The organism is Ferrimicrobium sp., assembly GCA_022690815.1.
GTDB lineage: Bacteria > Actinomycetota > Acidimicrobiia > Acidimicrobiales > Acidimicrobiaceae > Ferrimicrobium.
Genome location: JALCZJ010000023.1, coordinates 22,951 through 43,190, shown reverse-complemented (window position 1 = coordinate 43,190; position 20,240 = coordinate 22,951). Strand labels below are relative to the sequence as shown.

At 57.5% G+C, this 20,240-nt stretch carries 16 protein-coding genes and 1 riboswitch; of the genes, 12 read left to right on the top strand and 4 right to left on the bottom strand.

The window, feature by feature from the left end; all coding sequences use genetic code 11:
- Positions 1 to 77 precede the first annotated feature (77 nt).
- Complete coding sequence (locus tag MP439_08050; GenBank protein MCI2976014.1) at positions 78 to 1,265, bottom strand: transposase; 1,188 nt, start codon at positions 1,263 to 1,265, stop codon at positions 78 to 80.
- Entirely contained in the window at positions 1,246 to 1,557 is a 312-nt protein-coding gene (locus MP439_08045) for a hypothetical protein (protein MCI2976013.1), read from the bottom strand. The genes MP439_08050 and MP439_08045 overlap by 20 nt, the downstream gene beginning before the upstream one ends.
- A gap of 629 nt (positions 1,558 to 2,186) precedes the next feature.
- Between MP439_08045 and MP439_08040 the strand changes: the two genes are divergently transcribed.
- The 10 genes from MP439_08040 (at position 2,187) to MP439_07995 (ending at position 14,765) form a co-directional block, all read left to right on the top strand.
- Positions 2,187 to 2,513, top strand: coding sequence for a rhodanese-like domain-containing protein (locus MP439_08040; protein MCI2976012.1), 327 nt, complete (start codon positions 2,187 to 2,189; stop codon positions 2,511 to 2,513).
- Positions 2,514 to 2,655: 142 nt separating this feature from the next.
- Entirely contained in the window at positions 2,656 to 4,617 is a 1,962-nt protein-coding gene (locus tag MP439_08035) for an acetate--CoA ligase (protein ID MCI2976011.1), read from the top strand.
- Positions 4,618 to 5,073: 456 nt separating this feature from the next.
- Positions 5,074 to 5,997 carry an NADP-dependent oxidoreductase gene (locus MP439_08030; GenBank protein ID MCI2976010.1) on the top strand — a complete coding sequence of 308 codons (924 nt, stop codon included), beginning with the start codon at positions 5,074 to 5,076 and terminating at the stop codon, positions 5,995 to 5,997.
- Between the two features lie 1,323 nt (positions 5,998 to 7,320).
- Positions 7,321 to 7,929 carry a class I SAM-dependent methyltransferase gene (locus MP439_08025; GenBank protein MCI2976009.1) on the top strand — a complete coding sequence of 203 codons (609 nt, stop codon included), beginning with the start codon at positions 7,321 to 7,323 and terminating at the stop codon, positions 7,927 to 7,929.
- Between the two features lie 1,154 nt (positions 7,930 to 9,083).
- A complete protein-coding gene (locus MP439_08020; protein MCI2976008.1) occupies positions 9,084 to 9,314 on the top strand; it encodes a hypothetical protein in 231 nt (76 codons plus the stop codon).
- Positions 9,315 to 9,707: 393 nt separating this feature from the next.
- A complete protein-coding gene (locus MP439_08015; GenBank protein ID MCI2976007.1) occupies positions 9,708 to 10,370 on the top strand; it encodes a hypothetical protein in 663 nt (220 codons plus the stop codon).
- A gap of 24 nt (positions 10,371 to 10,394) precedes the next feature.
- Positions 10,395 to 10,700 carry an Lsr2 family protein gene (locus tag MP439_08010; protein ID MCI2976006.1) on the top strand — a complete coding sequence of 102 codons (306 nt, stop codon included), beginning with the start codon at positions 10,395 to 10,397 and terminating at the stop codon, positions 10,698 to 10,700.
- 193 nt (positions 10,701 to 10,893) lie between these two features.
- Positions 10,894 to 10,989, top strand: a riboswitch (TPP riboswitch).
- Positions 10,981 to 12,891, top strand: coding sequence for an ABC transporter substrate-binding protein (locus tag MP439_08005; protein MCI2976005.1), 1,911 nt, complete (start codon positions 10,981 to 10,983; stop codon positions 12,889 to 12,891). (Overlaps the previous riboswitch by 9 nt.)
- Positions 12,892 to 13,035: 144 nt before the next feature.
- Positions 13,036 to 13,569: an RNA polymerase sigma factor gene (locus MP439_08000; GenBank protein ID MCI2976004.1), complete on the top strand. Its 534-nt coding sequence runs from the start codon at positions 13,036 to 13,038 to the stop codon at positions 13,567 to 13,569.
- Positions 13,566 to 14,765, top strand: a complete 1,200-nt coding sequence (locus tag MP439_07995) for a hypothetical protein (GenBank protein MCI2976003.1) — start codon at positions 13,566 to 13,568, stop codon at positions 14,763 to 14,765. The genes MP439_08000 and MP439_07995 overlap by 4 nt, the downstream gene beginning before the upstream one ends.
- Before the next feature lie 519 nt (positions 14,766 to 15,284).
- Here the strand turns inward: MP439_07995 and MP439_07990 are convergent.
- Entirely contained in the window at positions 15,285 to 17,417 is a 2,133-nt protein-coding gene (locus MP439_07990; protein ID MCI2976002.1) for an FUSC family protein, read from the bottom strand.
- A gap of 236 nt (positions 17,418 to 17,653) precedes the next feature.
- On the opposite strand from MP439_07990, the gene MP439_07985 reads away from it, so the two are divergent.
- Both MP439_07985 and MP439_07980 read left to right on the top strand, forming a co-directional pair.
- Complete coding sequence (locus MP439_07985; protein MCI2976001.1) at positions 17,654 to 18,133, top strand: DUF805 domain-containing protein; 480 nt, start codon at positions 17,654 to 17,656, stop codon at positions 18,131 to 18,133.
- Positions 18,134 to 18,293: 160 nt separating this feature from the next.
- Positions 18,294 to 18,503: a hypothetical protein gene (locus MP439_07980; GenBank protein ID MCI2976000.1), complete on the top strand. Its 210-nt coding sequence runs from the start codon at positions 18,294 to 18,296 to the stop codon at positions 18,501 to 18,503.
- A 353-nt stretch (positions 18,504 to 18,856) separates the two neighbouring features.
- Here the strand turns inward: MP439_07980 and MP439_07975 are convergent, their stop codons facing one another.
- Positions 18,857 to 20,239 (bottom strand): aminotransferase class I/II-fold pyridoxal phosphate-dependent enzyme, encoded by a 1,383-nt coding sequence (locus MP439_07975; GenBank protein MCI2975999.1) that lies wholly within the window; start codon positions 20,237 to 20,239, stop codon positions 18,857 to 18,859.
- Between the last annotated feature and the right edge of the window lies 1 nt (position 20,240).

Below are 20,240 nucleotides of genomic sequence, written 5' to 3'. Positions count from 1 at the left end.
CTGAACTCACCCCCACCATCCCAACTCACCCCTACCGCTAGCTGGGGTTTTGGTCTATCCTGGGGTCAGTTTTACTGTCACACGCTCAACTTGGCCCCAATCAGGTCAAAGGCTCGTCGCTGCAAGGGGGTAGGGGTTGTCGTTTTGGTGAAGGTCACATTGAAACCCTTCACCCGGCACGTCAGCTCTTCGAGGGTGTCGAGTTCGCTCAAAAGGGTACAAAAGCTCCCCACCTCTTGACCGTCTTTGTTGACCTTGGTTGTAGCCTTGGCCTTGGCAGAGGTAGAGACCACCTTCTTGGCAACGGGTGAGCTTGGTTGTGGTGGCTCCTCATCACGGAAGGTCAACTCGCTCAAGCGCTCCTTTGCGAGATGGAGAAGGTGGGCACTTAGCATGCACGCAAAGACGTAAGCGCGAACTCGATCCTCGAGGTAGTGGCAAATGGGCCTGACATTGATATCGATACTCTTCATGGAGCGAAAGGCCCTCTCTAGGTTGGCGAGGTTCTTGTAGTAGCTCCCCACCTCCACAGCGGATGCCTGAGTCTCCTTGAGCGTCGTTCGAATCACATAGATCCCATCGAGTGCGCTCTCGGCGGCGATGGTCTCATCGTTGAGGTGAGAGTCAAAGGTCCCCTCGGCGATCTCGGTGATGATATGTTTGGCCATCTTGGTCGAGGCCAGTGCCTTTTCAACCCGTCTCCCAATAGCAAAGGGATCTCGTAACCTCCCCGCCGCAACCGAGGTCTTAACCTTGTCGAGGCGTTTGGTGGCGACAGCTAAGAGTGTGTCGCGCTCCTTGTGACGTTTGTGTCCAAGGGCCTCGTTGTAATAGGCGATCAGGCGCTCGCCAGGATCGTCAGGGTGAGTGATCTCAAAGAGATCGTTCTCATCAAAGAGACCCAGCTGGATGTAGCCACACCCAACGAGTTGGCGAATCTCACTTGAGCGCAGTGCCAAGACATAGAGATAGCTCGGGTCGACCTCGGCCAGGTGTTCGATGTTCTTGGTTAAGAACATGCCCCGATCGCCAACGATGACGATCTTTCTGAGGTGATAGGTGGACGTTAGCTCCTCGGTGACGCTACGAAAGGAGACGAGATCGCTCATGTTACTAGGAAAGCCCCTGACCGCCAATGGGAGTCCCTCAGGGGTTGCGATGGCACCGTACTCGACCTGGAGTTTGCCACGCTTCGTATCCCGTGAGTAACCGTACTTGGCAAGGGGGGCACTTGGTACCCTCCACTTAGCTAGAGGATAGATCATAGAGGAGCATAGCTCCCGCCTCGGTGTGGGCACGGATGAGACGGGACTCAATCGCCTTGTGGTGGCACCCAAGCCAGTCGAGGGTCTCGCAGTAGTCATCGACGCCAGAGACATTGATGTCAAGATCCCCAGGGAGTGTCGTGGTCGCCAGATACCTCGTCATCGCCAGCTTTGAGGAGCGCTTGAGACTTTGGGCGATGATCATCGCTAGGGCCAAGCGTGGATGAACTCGATCGCGTGAATCGACAGCAAGGGCACGAACGAGTCCCGCGTTGCGAGCGAGGGTATGCAAGAGCCGTACTGCTCACAAGCCTCTTTGACCCAAGGATCTCAAGGTCAGCGCCAGCCTCAATGACTGGCTTGTGAGAACGTGCGAGACTCAGTGCCTCAATGGCCTCCATGGGTAACTTTGAGACATTGGCGATGGTCTCATGCTTGACCTTGCCGTCTTGGCGGTAGCTAGGCCGAACCAACCAGGAGTGGTACTCCTTCTCGCCTCGTCTGCTTACGATGTGCGAGACATGCATTGATGCGTTATCCCTACCCATGAGCCACCACCAACACACAGAGCTCAGCCTGTCAAGGATATTACTGGCTACACTCCCATGCCACACTCAGCCATAATCCCTGGTAGGGGGTACAAAAGGGGGGTTTGGGTGGGGTAAGTTCAGCCTAGATGATTTTCGCGATAGATGCGTCGCCATAACAGGTATCGAAAGACTTCTATCGTGAAACCCTTTGGCAACGTGATGACACAACAAATAACAGCATTGCCTCTGAACAGGGAGTTTACCAATCCAAAGGCAATCATCCCGAGAAAACGAGGTCCAGACAGTCACTAGGGCCTATCGGTATCACGGGTAAAATGGTCATACCCCAATAGGTATAACACATCAAGTACACAGATAGAGGAGGAGTCCGTTGGACCTAGAGATTCAAATCCATGAGTTCGAAGCGATTCACAATGAAGCCATTGAGTTGATCGACGTTCGTGAGGACTGGGAATATGTTGCTGGTCACGTTCCAGGCGCGGTCAATATTCCTCTCTCGACACTTGCCGACAACCTCGACCTGATACCAACGACTCGCCACTACGTGATCTGCGCCTCCGGCGGCCGCAGCCTCCGAGCAGCCGAGGCACTGCGAAGTGCAGGTTATGAGTCTGTCTCGGTGGCTGGCGGGACTATCGCCTGGATCAACCGTGGCAACGATGTCGTAACCGAGGATGATGAGGAGCGCTCCGCGTAGCCTCCAATCGAGATGCCTCTGATACCTCCCCCTCCGCGTCGGCCCCTCTTGAACTGAGACCACTCATCAGAGTTGGATCCGGTGATAATCCGGGATAAATTAACTCTTAGCGGCGTGGAGCCGCGCAAAGGGGGAAGTCATCATGACGGATGAAAATTTGCCAGACCTGCCGCCGATGGTCCGCGACAGCCATCTCGTAGCACCCACACTGGCACCATCGCAACGGCTGCCGGTTCGTACTGAGTCGGAGTACTTTGACCTCTATCGATGGTCACTGGAGGATTTGGGGGGCTATTGGCAACAGGTCGCCAGCTCCCTTGAGTGGATCGATGGTTGGCCAGCACCAGTGCCCCTCGGCGGTGACTTCGCAAGTGGCTATCGCTTCTTCGATGGAGCCACCATGAATGTCAGCGTCAACTGCATCGACCGTCACGCTCGAGCGCACCCAGAAAAACCCGCCCTTTACTGGATCGGCGAGGATGGTGCCGAGCGCTCCTGGACCTACGAAGAGCTCCTCGACCACACCGCCCGATTCGCACAAGCTCTGCTCGATCTCGGCGTCACCAAAGGTGATCGGGTAGCTATCTTCTTGCCCAACCTGCTGGAGACCTTCGCCGCAGTGCATGCCTGCTTTCGCATCGGAGCGATCTACAACATCATCTTCTCTGGCTTTTCTGCTAACGCCCTCGCCGACAGGATCGTCGACACGTCAGCAAAGGTTGTCATCACTGCCGATGAATCGTTGCGCCGGGGCCGCCCGGTAGCGCTAAAGGCGACGCTCGATACCGTCCTCGACCGTCTACCGACTATCGAGCATGTCGTAGTCGTCCGTAGAACCGGTGCCGTCATCGCCATGCGCGAAGGGAGAGATCACTACTTCGACGAACTCCTCGAAGCTACGCCCAACCGAGCGGACCCGGTGGCCCTCGAGGCAAACGAACCGGCGTTTATCATCTACACCAGCGGCACGACGGCCAAACCCAAAGGACTCGTGCACACCGGGGCAGGATTCTTGATCGGGACGTACCACGATGTGCTGTGGTCCCTCGACCTCGGCCCAGAGGATGTCTACTGGTGCACGGCAGACACTGGTTGGCTGACCTTCCCAATCTTCGAATTGGTTGGAGGGCTCGCCCACGGTGCCACCATGGTCGTCTACGAAGGAGCACTTGACTACCCCACCCCCGACCGCGCCTATGAGTTGATCAATAAGCTCAAGATCACGAAAATCTTCACTGCCCCAACCTTCTTACGAATGCTGGCGCGCAACGGTGAGGCCCTCGCGCAAGCCCACGATCTCTCGACCCTCCGGCTGATCGGGCTGGTTGGCGAGCCACTCGATGCGAAGACTTGGCAGTGGGTTCGAGACCACGTGGGTGATGGCACCGTCGAGATCAACAACACCTATGGCCAATCGGAGACCGGGAGTGCCTGGACCTCCTCGGCGGTCGGCGTAACGCGTTCCAAACCCGGCTCCTGTGGTCCTGCTCTTCCAGGACACGCTTGGGCTATCGTCGACGAGTTCGGGGAACCCGCTGGTGTCGGGCGCGTTGGCTACCTGGTCATTACACAGCCATTTCCGACGATGTTCCGCACCATCTGGAACGACCCTGAGCGATATCGGGCTCAGTATTTCACCCGCTTTGGCCCGAATCGCTACGATACCGCGGATGCCGCCTTAGTAGATAGCGACGGTCACATTTGGGTAGTTGGGCGCGTCGATGGCGTCATCAACGTTGCCGGGCACCGTCTCTCCACCATGGAGATGGAGAGTGCCCTCCTAAGCGTTCCGGGAGTGGCTGAGGCAGCGGTGGTCGGTGTCGATGACGAAACAAAGGGCCAGGTTCCCGTCGCCTTTGTCTCGTTAGCGGCCTCGGCCAACAACGTTACGGAAGATCTGCTCAAACAGAAGATCACCGACGAGATTGGGGCGATCGCAAGGCCACAGAGCGTCTACCTCCTCTCAACCATGCCCCGCACACGGTCTGGGAAAATCGTTCGACGCCTCTTAAAAGAACTTGTCGTCGACGGCCACACGAGCGGTGACGTCACTGGCCTGGAGGACCCTGATGTGCTAACCAAACTCGAGGAGGAACTCCGTTAGGTCAAGGCGACGAACCTCGGATACGGGTTGATACCCATCATCGTTCATTGTCCATCGATCGAGCGCAGCGTGACTAGCATTCAGATGACCAAAACTTAATTCGGCCAAGGCCAACGCCGGAACGAAAGGTGACCGTAGCCAAGGGAGCCTTAGTGTAACACCCTGACTGAGAATGCGTGCGACGCTGTGGCCGCGCGACCGCCACCTGGTGAAACGGCGCCTGGTGGGACGGCGCCTGGTAGAGCGGCGCCTGCCACTGACCCATGACCTAGTCCCCCCGATTCTTAGTGGACGATTGCTAAATCCTACGTCGATCGCGCCCCAGACGATGCGAGAGGTGCTGGCGAGTGCCGCCCTCATCGACACCAAAGGCCACAGAACCAGGCACGTCATGGGCAAGACAATAGGATGGGGATTGAAAAGCAAGTCTCAAGGCACAAAAAGGAGTCACCACCGATGAAGGCAATCTACTACCAGCAGTTCGGTTCACCCGAGATGCTCGAGTACGGAGAATTGGACACCCCTGAACTCGGACCCGATAGTGTCTTGGTGCGCATCGGTGCAGCATCCGTCAATCCGGTCGACTGGAAGGTGATGTCTGGTGGGTTGAGTTCTCGAATACCATCAGTCTTCCCGGTCGTCCCTGGGTGGGACCTTGCTGGCGTGGTGCACGAGGTTGGACCCTCAGTCACGCGTGTCAAGGTGGGCGAAAAGGTCTGGGCGTACGCACGCATGGACTTTATCCATCATGGTACGTTTGCCGAGTTCGCTGCCGTTCCCGAGCGGGTGCTCGCTAACCAGCCCGCATCGCTCACCAACGCAGAGGCCGCTGCGGTGCCCCTTGCGGGACTGACGGCCTATCAAGCACTCATCCATCGCCTCCGTCTTCATGAGGGGGATAAGTTACTGGTCATTGGTGGTGCAGGAGGTGTTGGGGGCTTCGCGATCCAGATCGCGCGCTCGATTGGTGCCACCGTCTACGCCACCGGCTCCAAACCCAACCATGACTATCTCGCCTCCTTGGGGGCACACCCCATCGATCACGGGGTTGAGCAACTCACAGCACTGTCATCGGTTGGTCTCACAGCCGTCTTGGACCTCTACGGTGGTGCCCCACTCGAGGAGAGCATTCGACTCCTCCGGGGTGCTGATCGCATCGCCACCATTGCCGATCCCGCAATCGTCGCCCAAGGTGGGCACTACGTCTTCGTGCAGCCCTCCTCTGGAGATCTCGACGCACTCAGCAAACTGGTGGAACGCGATCAACTCCACCCCGAGATCCAAGCACGCTTCCCTCTTGAAGGGACACGGGCTGCTTTTGCGATGTCAATGGGGGGACACGTGAGGGGCAAACTCGTAATCGAGGTTGCCGACCTCTAGACAACTTCACGGCCATAACCGTCATTGTGATCGATTCCACGGTGGCGTCGAGGTCTCTCGAACGAAACCTATCGACCCGCTTACCATCGCGTCCCTTAGGCGTGTGTGCTCTTGGCTCCAGAGCTGGCGGAGCCACATCATCGGACCTGACCGTCCGGTGGCTCCACTTGGCCAGGACGGTGCACCAGTTATAATCAGCGTCATTGTGAACGGGCCGTGCGCCCCTGGGCCATGGCGCCCTTACCCATCTCGCACAAATCGCAAAGACCGATCCTCGGGAGTTGGGCGATCAGATACCAACCATCCTGGCAGCAGGTAAAATTGGTCACTCCCCCATGATGCTTAGACAACGTCGCCAACCCTTGTCAGAGTTTGGACTCGATCAAACGATGACACGGTTAGTCACAGTTAGCACGGAGGTATTGGCGAAAGGCCTTGGTTTCTGGCTGTGGACGTCTCAGAGGGTACTTGAGGTCAATCCAGGTAGCCCGCGACCAGGTTTCCTTGGGTTGGTGATCGAAACACGAACCCTACTACACGGTAGGGCTATAGCAGCGTGCGGCAAATTGTCGACATTTATGCGGATGCCCAGACCCCGTTCAACAGCACGTGGGCTCAATACGGCTCGGCTGAGCTCACAATCAAGCCTGATCCACCTAGCGTCGCGAGCAATGGATCTGAGATCTGCTTCTACATTGGCTGTTTAGCACCAAGTACTGCGTCATTGGCGCCGTCCACGGTCAAATCGCTCCAATACATCTTGCCACCGAGAATGCAACAGCGGGAACTACAGACCATGCCGAGGATGAAAGCCAATAGCTAACCACGGCCCTACTGGGAAAGGATTGCCAAAGGACAGCCTCCTCAGCACCGACTCCCGAGGCCGTGGCCACGACGGACGGCTCCACCCAAGAGCAACATCGACTGACGTGAGCCGGCGGGGTGTCCCCCAAACACCTCAGCCGACTCACTATAGGGACGATTATAACCCGCTGTGACGTGCGACACAAATTGAACGTCAACTGCACTGAAGATATCGTGAGAGTTGCGCCTCATCCGCACCACTCCTGCCAAGCACGTCGGGGCAACTATCGGTGCAGCGAGCAACGTGTGTCACTGCGTTGGTGACCGACTATGTGCCACTCATCATGAAACCACCAACTTGCGCACCCTCAAGCACCAGCGCCGAGGCCATCCCTGTGACCAGCCAACACCGAGGCATTTAATCATGGTCTAGGCAGGGGTCATCTGCAAGGTCGCCCATGGCCTGAGGCTCAACACCATGCAAGCCATGTCACCACCAGCGGCGTCTAACCTAACTGCGTGGATCAAGAACAAATCCCTCCTCGCTGGCTGACCGATCACGAGCCTGGACACTCGCAATGGTACGTTCGCCGTTTTCGAACGCTCGCCGCGCGAGGAGTTGATATCGAGGGTGAGGCAAGATTGCTGGATGTCCTTGTTCCACGCAACGCCCGAATTCTCGATGCTGGGTGCGGACCGGGCCGAGTGGGGGCGGCGTTGTTTGCACGGGGGCACCGGGTCGTCGGTGTCGACATCGATCCAGTCTTGATCGCCGCTGCTCGTGAGGACCACCCCGGCCCAGTCTGGATCGAAGCTGATTTAGCGACGATGGATCTCAAGACCAATGGCGAAGCTGAACTGTTTGACGCTGCCATCTTGGCGGGCAACGTCATGACCTTCCTTGCACCCGGAACCGGCGCACAAGTTCTGCAAAGGGTCGCCCAGCACCTCAAGCCTAAGAGTCCAATCGCGGTGGGATTTGGCCTTGATCGAGGCTATTCACTGACCAGCTTCGATCACGACCTACTCGAGGCCGGACTCTTACTCGAACACCGATTTGCCACCTGGGACCTTCAGCCCTGGTCAGATTCGGCCGAATTTGTTGTCACCATCGTCCGCACCCCGTAGGCTGAGAGCGCACGAGACGACCAGCAGTTCATCCGTCAGTGACGGACGATCTCAGTGCCATTTTTGCCCTTGTGTCATGGTGCTAGAACAACCTTGACCGCGCAGCCCAAACCCAACACAGCTTTATCCGGTGTCCACTGCGCTAGCGTTGCCGATCAGCTTTGCAGCATCTCGGCCTCAAACGATCGGAGAATGTGCACTTTGCGCGTCGAAACGTTCACCGCTAACGAGCATGGATCCACTGGCGTCGTCCTCGCCTGCACGACGATAGGCGACACCGGTAGAGGTACTACTCTCTCGTCGGGCGACACCGATCGACACCATTGACGATGGACCAGTACTGGACCAGACTTGGCTACTGGCCAACGGCCTCGCGGGCTGCCATAGACTCTCGGCTTTGAGACCAATGACGCACGGCACTACTGTAGCAACAATCGCTACCACCGGGAGCCGCTGGACCAAGCTCAGGCAAATACGAAACCCGACTGGCTGCACCGGCATCGGCCAACTCACGCATCTGCCCAGCCCACGTTCACTCAACCAGCGACGGAACTCTTCAGCCGTTCGTTCACTTCGCCGACACCGTAGCGGTAGTACATCAAAGCAAGTCCGTCCATAGTCAGCGATCGTACAACTCGTAAGCTCGTAGGCCTCGCCAAGGTCACTTGTCTCATGGAACTCGAATCGCCATACCCTCTACGCCTTTGCGCCGATGGATAGATCGGGGGGAGTCAGTCGCCAACATCCTTACCTTGGTGGCGGTCGTATTGCCAGGTACACCATCGAACCCTGTCGGACAGACAACAACGCTGGAGCAATGAACGCTGCTGATCCGAGACGAGCGGCTACCTCCCGGGCTCATCGCCATGACCCCCAGTGCGATCCTTGCCCCCAAACGATGCGCTGGTGCACAATACCGAGGAGCATCGTGGTCAGCAGTACCGATGGGATTCACAGGGGCTGCCACTGCCCGGATCAGCCCGTCCAGCCCAATTCGGACCCACCAAGATTCACGACGTCAGTTTTGACAGACTGCAACATCCATCGGAAGCGCCGGTGGCACAACCAACACACCGAAGGCTCTCGCGAATCAGGCAAACAACGATTCCGCCAGCGCCCTCGCAAAAAGGCTGAGCCTCTGATAAAGTAAACCCATGGCAACTGAACCAATGGGGCGACGAGGCATACGACCGCCAGGTCCCCAGGGTAACCCGCTCATACTCGGCATCATCGCCGCTCTCTGGATCGTCGGGGGCGTAATGATTGGCGTCTATGTTCATGGATCCTGGCGTTACATTCCAGCCATCTTCGCCTGTGGCATCGGAATCGTCTTTCTGCGGTCTGCCGCTGGTGCCTACGTTCAACGCCTGAAGTCTCAACCCTAAACTCACAGCTTCATCCGTCATGGCGTGGTATTGCTGCACAGTTAGCGATGCGGCAAGGCGCTGTGGCGTCTTGACAACGTACCAGAGTCGCGCGAGCTGCGAACGACCTGCATGTGAGCCCTTCGCTTCTCATACTCGCCGCCAAAGGACATACTCGCTCGCGATCCAAATGTCCACGGGCTGCGCACGTACACAGATACGGCCCCGGGTCCTGGTGCGGGCGGCCCTGGCTTCAGCGAAGATGGCTGAAGTGGTACTGGCGCGCTCCACAGACTTCCCAGTGCAAGGCGCCAACACCCAGATGATGGTTCGACTCTGTATGGTGAACCTCAAACGCACAATGCAACCTCAATCTGGATCTCGCGTCGTTGCGAGTAAGCTATGGTGCACGTCATGGAGGCATATTTCGACGAGGCCTTGTCGATGACCCAGCCGCTCCATTTAGCAATCGCCCGCAACCCCGATCCAGCGTCAAAGCTTGGTTATCTGATGATGATTCCAATCGATGGAGGCATCGTCGTAAAGACCTCCGGCACCTGGCCGAGAACCAAGGCACTCTATTGTCACCCGATGTCGATCACTGAGTGGCCAAGCGATGCGGTCATCGTCGAAGAGCTTCCACTGCTCGCATGCACACGAAGGGGCGCTGCAATCGACATCGTGGTTGACCGAAGCCGTGATAAGCGCTCACAACTGGTCTTCACCACCGCGCGGGGGCGCGACATGATCTTCTGGCAGTCCTCACGAACGCAGCGCCAAGCACGACCGAAGGGATCGATCCCCAGAGTCAGAGCTCGAAGTCTTACGAATGTTCCAATTACCATTGACACTCGGGAGCACTATCCGTATCGCTTCGCGAATCGATCCGTCGTCACCGAACGAGCAGCCCTTACCTGTGGCGACTATGGGGTCTTTGTTGATAATGCACTCGTCGCTGCGGTAGAGCGCAAGACGTTCGAAGACCTGATCGCTAGCCTGAACAACAATCGTCTTCGCTATGCCATAGGTCAGCTCGCGGCCTTGCCTCGGGCAGCAATCGTCATCGAGGCGCGATAGTCTGCCATCTTCACATCGACCTACATGCGCCCCTCACTCATCCTTGACGCCATCGCCGACTATGCCATACGTTGGCCCGAGGTGCCGGTGGTGTTCTGTGAGACAAGAAAATTGGCCGAAGAGTGGACCTACCGCTATCTGTCAGCCGCCTACTACCTTGCGACCGACGTACCAAACTTCGCCGAAGAAGCGCCCACCCCAACGAGCTCACCAGCTGCGATCCGTCAGTGGGCTCGCGAACACGACTTCGCCGTGCCAGACAAGGGACCAATTCCTCGCATCATCCGCCAACATTACTACCAGGCCCACGGGATCGGTCAGACGCACTAACCAAAACCCTGTCTCAACCAGAATCACCAGATCGCGATCGTTCTCCGTTGGCGACCCTTGCAGGTCAATCGATCCCAACGATCAGCTCCCAGCGCAAAGCCATGCAACTCGGAACATGGTCAACATCCCGCATTGCCATGCCATCTTTGGACCCCCAGAGCCGTTATCACATGCGCATCTCGCTACAATGAATTCCAGTGACGCAGGGTGCTCGACGTCGTCGAGCTGAGAAAGACCTGTTGAACCTGATCTAGTTAGTACTAGCGGAGGGACGTCAACAATGACTACGAATATGGAACCGTCAGGGTTTTCACAACGTCAATCATCCACCACCCACGGCTCCAAGCGCCAACATCTTGACCACAAACGTCCTTGGCGACGTGTCGCATCGCTGGCGAGCGGCCTCGGTGTAGCGGCTCTGCTGCTGGCGAGTTGCGCCTCGCAAAGTTCGTCGCAATCGGCAACCAACCGTGGCACATCATCTTCACACACTGGCGGCATCGCCTCGTATGCACTCGGGCCAGGGGATCAGTTCAGCTGGATCTTGCCACTTGAGAACGAGGCAAACTACGAAAACTACAACTCTAACGTTGCCAACGGCCTGTTCAGACCTCTCTACTACGTCGGAGGGGCCGGGACCACCGGTATCAACTATGGGCTCTCTATCGGCAAACCGCCGGTCTACTCGAACCACGACACGACGGTCACGATCGATCTGCAACACAATTACACCTGGTCAGATGGTGTTCCGGTGACGACCAAGGATATTCGGTTTTTCTTCGAACTCGAAGCTGCAGGTGCCAAAAACGGGGATTATGCCCCGTATCTACCTGGCCGCATGCCCGACGACATCACCAGCGTCACCTACGAGGGACCCTATGAGTTTACCCTCCACCTCAATCACGCCTACAACCCAGTATGGTTCACTGGCAACCAGCTGACCTGGATCTATCCTCTACCAGTCCAGCGATGGGACAAGACATGCCTTACGTGTCAGGTCACCAATGCCGCTGGAACCCTCACCGGCGCCACCCGAGTAGTTGATTTCCTCTACAAGGAATCTGCCCAGTTGAGCACCTACGCAACCAACCCCCTCTGGAAAGTCGTCGATGGGCCATGGGAGCTCACAGGCTACGACCCGACCACCTACCACGCCGTTTTCCAAAGGAACCAGCGCTACACCGGGGCCGGCAAACCAAAGCTTGCAGGATATCAGATCTACTCGTTCACTTCCTCGACTGCCGAACTCGACGCCCTGCGATCGGGAGTCATCGACTTTGGTTATCTCCCCACCGCTGACCTTGGCCTCACCAGTTACTTCGAGCACCACGGATACGTAGTCAAACCTTGGAAGGTCTTCTACGACAACATCGCTGAACTGGGCTACACCGGGCCCTATCGACATCTAGTTGATCAGCTTTACCTACGCCAGGCGCTCCAGCACCTAGTCAACGAGAAGCTCTATCTTTCGACCACCCTTCACGGAGACGGCATGTTGGACTACGGCTCGGCTCCGCTCTATCCCAAGTCGAACTACGTCTCTCCAGTGCTCCATCACGACCCGTATCCCTATTCGGTCAGCCAAGCGCGCGCCCTCTTGACAAGCCACGGGTGGAGACTTTCCAAGGGGACCTCAACGTGCGTCAGTCCAGGCACGGGTGCTGGCCACTGTGGGGCCGGCATCAAGGCTGGTACACCGCTGACTATATCGTTGATGTACGCGACACCGAGCTCTGCCCTCCAGGCTCAAGCCGAGGCTTTCGCGAGTGCCGCACGAGCGGCTGGAATCTCGATTGTGCTTAATCCCCAATCACAAGACACGATGTACTCGATCGCAGGCGTCTGCCCACATCAGGGTCCCTGCAACTGGGGGATCGCTCTCTATGGCGCCCAGGAGGACTTCGGTCAATACGTTCTCGTCCCAACTGCCGGAGTGGAGTTCGCCAAAGGCAACTACTGGGGAGGGGGATACTACAACCCCACCGAACAAGGGCTCCTCAACGACGCCTACGACCAGCCGGGCCTTGCCCCACTCTACCGGGTGGAGGACTATCAAAGTCAGCAGGTGGCTGGGCTCTGGTGGCCAGTCGGCGACTACGAGGTTGCCGTCGTGCGCAAGGACCTTACCGGTTGGGACCCACTCAATCCCTATGCCAATTACATGCCCTCTCGCTGGAGCCTCACGAACTAATCTCGAACCCAAGTCCCCCAAGTAGGGTGACTCGGGCGTGTATAGTGTTGTGAGTTTTCGGATCCAGCCATCGAGCTATTGGCACATCGGGCGTCCTGCGCACGTTGAGACCTGGCGACGACCAATGAACACGGACCAACCGAAATGAAGCGCGCTTACCTCGAGGAGTTTCACATCTTCTTCGATCGCCATCTGGGCCGGCTGGTCAACTACGCCTACACGATCGTCCGAGACCGTGACGATGCTGAAGACATCGCGACCGAGGCTATGGCTCGCGCCTATGCCTCGTGGACTCGATTGAAAGGTCGCGAACACCAAGAGGCGTGGATCTTTCGCACCACACTCAACCTCGGGATTGATCATCTTCGCAGACGCCATCGCAGACGCACCCATACCGGTATCGATGAAGGCTTTGCCCCAATCGCACTCACATCACCCATGCTCATCGACACCACAGGAGAGCGGGCAACCGACCACGTGGAACTCATCATCGCCCTGGATCGCCTCACCCAGCGACAGCGCGAGGCCATCGCCTTACACTATCTGGCCGGATTCGAGGTATCGGAGGTGGCCAACCTCATGGAGATCGGGCCAGAGACGGTGAAAACCCACATGGCTCGTGGAATGAAGATTCTAAGAACCGAGTTCGGCGTCACCGATATGGAGGTGCCACAATGACAGAGAACCAGCGAGTCAACGTTCTAGGCCCAGACGATCGTGCCCGCCTCTACCACAAGACGCTTCGCCGCGGACGGCAGATCAAACGACAGCGTCGAATCATGGAGCTCTCTGTGGTTGCTATCGTCATCCTGATCGCAGGTGGTCTCGTGTTGGCCTTGCGACCAACACCGACGCCCCAAGTTCGGCGTCGCCAACATCATCACAGCACCACACAGAAGACACCAACGCGACGGACGACCAAACCACCGACCAGCCGGCTCGAGCTCGTCTCATTTCGAGCGCTTGAAGACTCCTCGATTCCTCTGTCCAACGTCGATGGCGCACCAGTCATCGGAGACGGTGCTACCTGGACTTTGGTCTCGACCCCAACGGAAATCGATCTCGTCAAGATCAGTGGTAGTCCCCTCAAGGTTACAGCCACCATCCCTATCGTGAGCCGAGCCACGATAGGATCGACCAACCAGCTCGCACAGCCGGTCATCGTAGGACACATAGCCCTGATCCCATCGAGCGTTGGACTTTTCCGTGTCAACCTGGCCACCCAACAGATCCTTGCCACCTATCCCGATCACCTGGGCAGCCCTCAGGCACCGGCCATCGAAGGTAGGTACCTGTGGCTCTCTGGGTTCTCTCGAGAAGATACCGCCATCCTGGAGAAGATCGAACCCAGCACGGGTGCCGTCGTCGCTACCTATCAACCCATCAAAGCTGGGTGCCCCGGCCCAACCATGCTCACACAAGGTACAAACCTCTGGCTAGAAACTGCTCCCTGCGGGCCCCACACCCACGCCCACGTCATCGGCTTTTCTACAACTACCAGCAAAGTATTCGCTAACTACTCGTATCCAGTAGCCCACGAATTTAGTCTCAAGGCCATCTCCGGTGAACTACTTTGGGGCACAAACTACGGTACCCACCTCGACATTGAGGCGATCAACACGCTTAGCGGCAACGTCGCTCACATCCTTTCCCCTCCAAGCATCGCCTCGGGACTGGGGGTCGCCCCAACGTCCACCTCAATATGGTCGCTTGGCAACCGTGAGGCGGTACTGATGAACACGCACACCGGCCAGGTCATTCGTAGTGTCATCGCACCTAAGAACGTGCTCTTCACCTCCATGACTCTTGGTACCCATAACCTCTGGATTCGCAATGGCACCGGCCTCGAAGTGGTCCCGCTCGCCAACTCCTGACTATCACCACCTGAATAATCGACGAGAAACCAGTCTTGGAACGCCATCGTAACGAACTGGTCAATACTGTGGGACCTCGCTCATCATAACGTCATGCGGCCTTACTCAAGTGGCACACCGATAACGTCATAGATCGATCAAGTGGCGCAACGATCAACTGGTTACGTCTATCGGCGCCCCATGACGCTAACCCGCTCTAATGAGGTCCAGGTCGGTATCTGAGCGTGGCGATTGGCCGCTCACGTACGCGGGGCCCTGGCGCATTGTTGCGCTAGCGGGCCGCTGGACTCAATGGCGAAGTTGAACGTTGGCACCCGACAACGGAGGGTCTCGCGCAACACGCCCGCAAGGCTATGACCAAAAACCATAGCTAGCGGGCGTCTGACACTACCCGGCTACCAAGCAGCAGGCTTTCAACGGGATAACCAACAATTAATACTGTAGCGAGCGAAGACCAAGCACCACCGAACAGTAACTGATGTCCAATCCATGGGTAAAGCTGGTTCGGTTGTCATCCTGTCAACGAGCCAGTGACAGCGCCTCGTACTGTTCGATCAAGCCATCAAGCTCCTCGAAACTCTTGACGAGCCCGATGATCTGACGATACAGCTCACCGAGAGGAACAAGATCTGCCGGGATCACTGGGGGCCCGGAATCGAGCTGTGGAACCGCCGACGAACCAATCGCCGTTAGCCGATCCGCCTGAAAGCCAGCGAGTGCCTCAAGCGCATCGCCAAGCTCTTGCATCCCGGTGAAGTATTGATGTTCATGGAGGAGTTCTGCGTTGAGCGCCAGGGCCAAAAGGGCGCAGAAGTTCACTTGCGACAAAATTGCGCCAGCCGTGGAGATCGCTGCCTGCTGTGTCCCAGGCTCTGTAGACATCCCCTCCAGAAGCGTCGCAGCGAGTTGCCGCGATGACCGTGCGCTCACCGAAGTGACCCTAATCTCCTCGGTTGCTCCATCGTCATTTGCGCCGGCCCGAGACACATCAAAGCTGCGCAGCACGGCCGCAGCGTAGATCCCTTGTGCGCGCACCATCGAGGCAAGCGCACTCGGCAACAGACGCCGACGCCAGGTCGGCCACAGCACGAACACAGCGATGGCTATCACCCCCCCAATCGCCGTCGCCAGCGCCCGCTCCTCAGCGGTCGCCGCAACCGGTGATCCGATCATCGCGAACATCGCGACCACATCAGAGGTTAAGAAGATGCTATAGAGGAAATAGTTTGCTCGGTAGGTCGCATAGGTACCCCAGGTGAACACCACGATCACCACGATGAGAAGCTCATGGCTGGGGATCACTAGCGCTGCTAGCTCGGTTACGGCTACGGCGCCAATCAGGGTGCCTGCCAGCCGTGCCAGTCCTCGTTGGACGGTACCGCTGAAATCACCCTGCAGGACGACCGCCGCGGTCATCGGCACCCAGTAACCGTTACCCAATGCAAAAGCATGCGCTAGATAGGTGCCCGCGACCAGCACCAGCACCAGACGACCTGCGTGAAACAGCAGTTCAGAATCGGTGGTGAGGATGGTACGAAAACCCCGAAGGCGACGACGTAGGGTTTCGTCCAGGTTTCCTTCACCCCTGTTGAGCCCCGGCAACACGACCCGGGAACCAGAAGCCGAAATATCGCCAGCGAGCGTCAGTGCACGATCGAGCTGGCGTCCAACCAACCCAAGGATCGGCTTCGCCTCATCGGTGTCTGGAACGACAAGATCCAATGAGCTCGCCAAGTTTCTCCGGTGTCGCCGGCTCCAGATTCTGGCTTTGGCTCGCAATGACGTCGCTAGGCAAAGCTGATCACCGATCGCTGAGAGAATCACGGCGCTCTGTTGGAGAAAATCTCGTGCCCATCGGCTCGGCTCTGGCTCAGTGGCATCGTCCATCGTCGGCCTGCTGGCATCAAAGACCAACGCGCTGAGCGAGAGCCGAATGTCTTGAGCGAGCTGAAACAACTCCTTCAACGTGACGATGGCCTCAGGATCACCAAGTGGATTCGGGTCCCCAAGCCAATCAGCCCCAGCAGCCAGCTGGTCGGCTGCAGGAGCGGTCGCAGAAGCCGTACGTGCATAAGCCGCCAGCCGGCGATAGACCTCCCCTACCGAAGCCATCTCGCCATCGAGTCTGCGAGTGGGCCAGGTCAACACCAAGAGAATGATTTGGAAAACGGCTCCACCAAGAACCCACAACGCCTGGATGATGGAACTCTCAATACCCATTCCGAGGGCGCTAAACACAACGAGGACCTCGACCGCCTGCATCGCCGCCATCGACATGCCAGAGCCAAAGGCACCGGCAAGCCCTCCAAGGAACCCCCAGATCGCCAAAACCGCTAGCAGCGCGAGCAGGTGTGCGGCTGCAAGTGCACCTACAAACGCCGATACCGTCACCCCGATGCTTGCGAGGACCATGTTGCGCAACGTACTTCGATAGCGCCCCTCGAACGAAACGAAGCCTACAACAAGCGCACCGACGGCAGCACTGACACCGTCGCCAATGAAGCCAGTCGTCACACCGATGATAAGGGGCGGGAGCATACCAAGGGCGCAGCGAAGACCGACCGATACCGCCATCCCCGAGCGCTCTACACTCGCAATATCATCGAGCAAGGCCCGCCAGGGTCCATGCCTACTTTTCTCACGGCTCGTCATTCGCTACTTTCGAATCCAACAGCAGTTTTGTCCCAAATGATCGCGCTACAAGCACCTACAGTGCCTCGATAGACACAGAATACCGTTCTGGCGCATCAACAGCCTCGGGGTCGAGGGGCCTTTGACACCATGCCGATGAGCCCACATCCCCGCATCGACCACCAGTTCAGCAAAATCGCAATTGATCACGACACCAGTGCACTACAATAAATCTGGCCAATGCCAAAAGGGGGGGAATGAACACTTCGGACGACGAACAAGGGCAACCGCCATCCTACGATGGCTCGATTGGACTACCAAGATACAACGCTTCACCGGAGGCGAACCTCGGCTACGAACCACCAGCGATCTCGGTGGTAGACGCGTACCTGCGTCTGTGGCGACTCTATACCAACTTCCGGATTCGATCGACCCGTAGCGAGTTCTGGAAGGCGTATCTAGCCAACACTATCGTTGGAATCATCTTTTTGATTCTCCTGTTGTTCACACACCATTTTCTCATCGTCTTCATCATCTACTACCTCTACGCACTCGCTCTCGTGATCCCTTCACTGGCCATCACCGTTCGACGGCTTCATGACACCAACCACAGCGGAGGTTGGATCTTCGTGGGCTTGGTTCCCCTTGTCGGGAGCATCATCCTCCTGGTATTTTTCGTCCAGCGATCAACCCCCGGCCCTAATCGATACGGAGAGCCAGTACATTCCCTTCCCTAATCAAAACGTTATCTCACCAACCTGGACTCTAGCCAACCGAGATCCACATCGTTGGCGCCACGTTCGCACCACTGATCGTTGGTCGTGTTGTCGACCGAGTTGGTCACGACACACGCATGAACTCAAAGCCGTAGTAAGGATCCAAGCCATCGAGCGTGCTATGGCAAAGGCGAGCACCAAGGCGAGCACCGATCACATGCCAGTACACAGCTTTGCTACCCTGATGGAGGATCTGGCAACCGTCACAGCCAACCGGATCCAACCCAGCGACACCGATCTTGACTCGTTTGTCATGATCACCAAACCCACCCCCTTACAACAACGTACCTTTGAGCTTCTTGGAGTCTCTCCGACTCTCGGCTACCTGTAGACAGGGCTCTACTTACAAACCCCCTGGTGGGGCCCGATATTGGTTGTCATGGTGGGGGGAACTTCGGGTTAGGGACACAAGCCTGGCTGGCAGTAATCGTTCGCCTCGCTGCAGTAGTCTCTGTCTGCTCGGTGGTGCAAGTTCCAAGCGGTCGGAGTCTGAGTCGTGTAAACCTTGTGTCGAGCAGATGGTCGTTGTCGTATGACGACATCGAAGGCCCTGCTTCCGGTCGACGTGCGTTCAAGGCCTCCCTGAGACCAGATGACCAACAGTCGCGTGTGATCAGCTGATGTTGGATCGCGAGACTATCTCATACGATTGGCTCCATCCCAAGGGACGACGACACGAGCTGGTTAACGGTAGGAACTCGTACGTGGGATTTCTGCCAGTGCTTGGATGACGTGGCCAAGTCCGCTGGCAAAGTCGACCGTCGGCTCGCTGAGCGTAAAGCGGAACTGGTTCGGTGGGGTATCAGCTGACGCATAGAAGGTCATGCCTGGTGCAACCCGGATATGGTGGTGCGTGAGTTGCAGGAGCGCATTCAGTGCATCGGGTCGATCAATCCAAACGTTAATTCCCGATCCCACCGGGGCGATCGCGAAGAGTTTGGCGACGGCTAAACGACGCTCAGCGTAGATTTGTCGAGCCTCGGCGATCATGTCGTTGGTCGCGTGGTCGTTGAGCATGTGGTCAAGGGTGGCCTGGAGGAGTTTGGATGACCATGAGGGGCCCAGAGTGCGTCGGCGATTGAGCTCGGTGACAAGGTCGCTTGCCCCAATGATCGCGGCAAGACGGAGATCAGGACCGTGAGACTTGGAAAAGCTCAAGATATAGGCGATGCGGGTGCCGAGGGTCTCAGCCATCGTCTGGAGTGGGGCAGGACTGAGTAGTCCCGAGTGGTCGTCTTCGATGACGAGGAGTTCGGGATATTGGGCGAGCAGGTGAGCGAGTTGGTCAGCGCGCTGTGGAGAGAGAGAGTAGCCAGTCGGATTCTGGGAGCGGGGTTGGATGAGGATGGCACCAACACCGCCTTTAGCAAGCTGTACCCCGAGATGTTCAATTGTTATGCCCTCTTCATCGATCGGGACCGTCCGTATCTCAAACCCGTGACTCTCGACCAGATCATAGAGGGCGGGGAAGTTCGGCTCCTCGAGCACGATGGCGCGATGATAGGGCGCTATGGTGGCCAGCAGTCGGTCGATGGCGTCGAGCGCTCCGTCTACGACGGTAATCGCAAAATCGTCCTCGGTGAAGCGTTTCGGTACGAGCGAACGAAGTGTCTCGGCCAGTGGCTGATAGACAGGTGGATCAAGATAGGACGAGATGGCCGATCCACCGAGATCGTTAATGGAGCGCATTGGATTAGGAAGCAAACGTGGATCGGGGACTCCTGAGGCGAAGTCCAAGAGATAGCTGAGTTGATCCTCGTAGAAGTGCCAACGTGGGGTAGCTGGAGCCGAACGTGCGGTCTCAGAGACAAAACTACCGCTGCGCCCATGGGAACTTAGGAGTCCGAGTTGGGCGAGATGAGACCAGGCCGATGCCACAGTTGTCGGCGAGACACCGAGATAGTCAGCAAGTTGACGGATCGAGGGAAGACGATCACCCGGGCTGAGACGTCCATCCTTGGTGAGGAGGGTAAAGGCTTCGGTTAGTCCTCGCATGCCGTTGTGGTTCCGTGCCGTCGCGATGAGTTGACAGATCTCTTCGGTGCTACGAAGGCTGGTTCGTTCCATC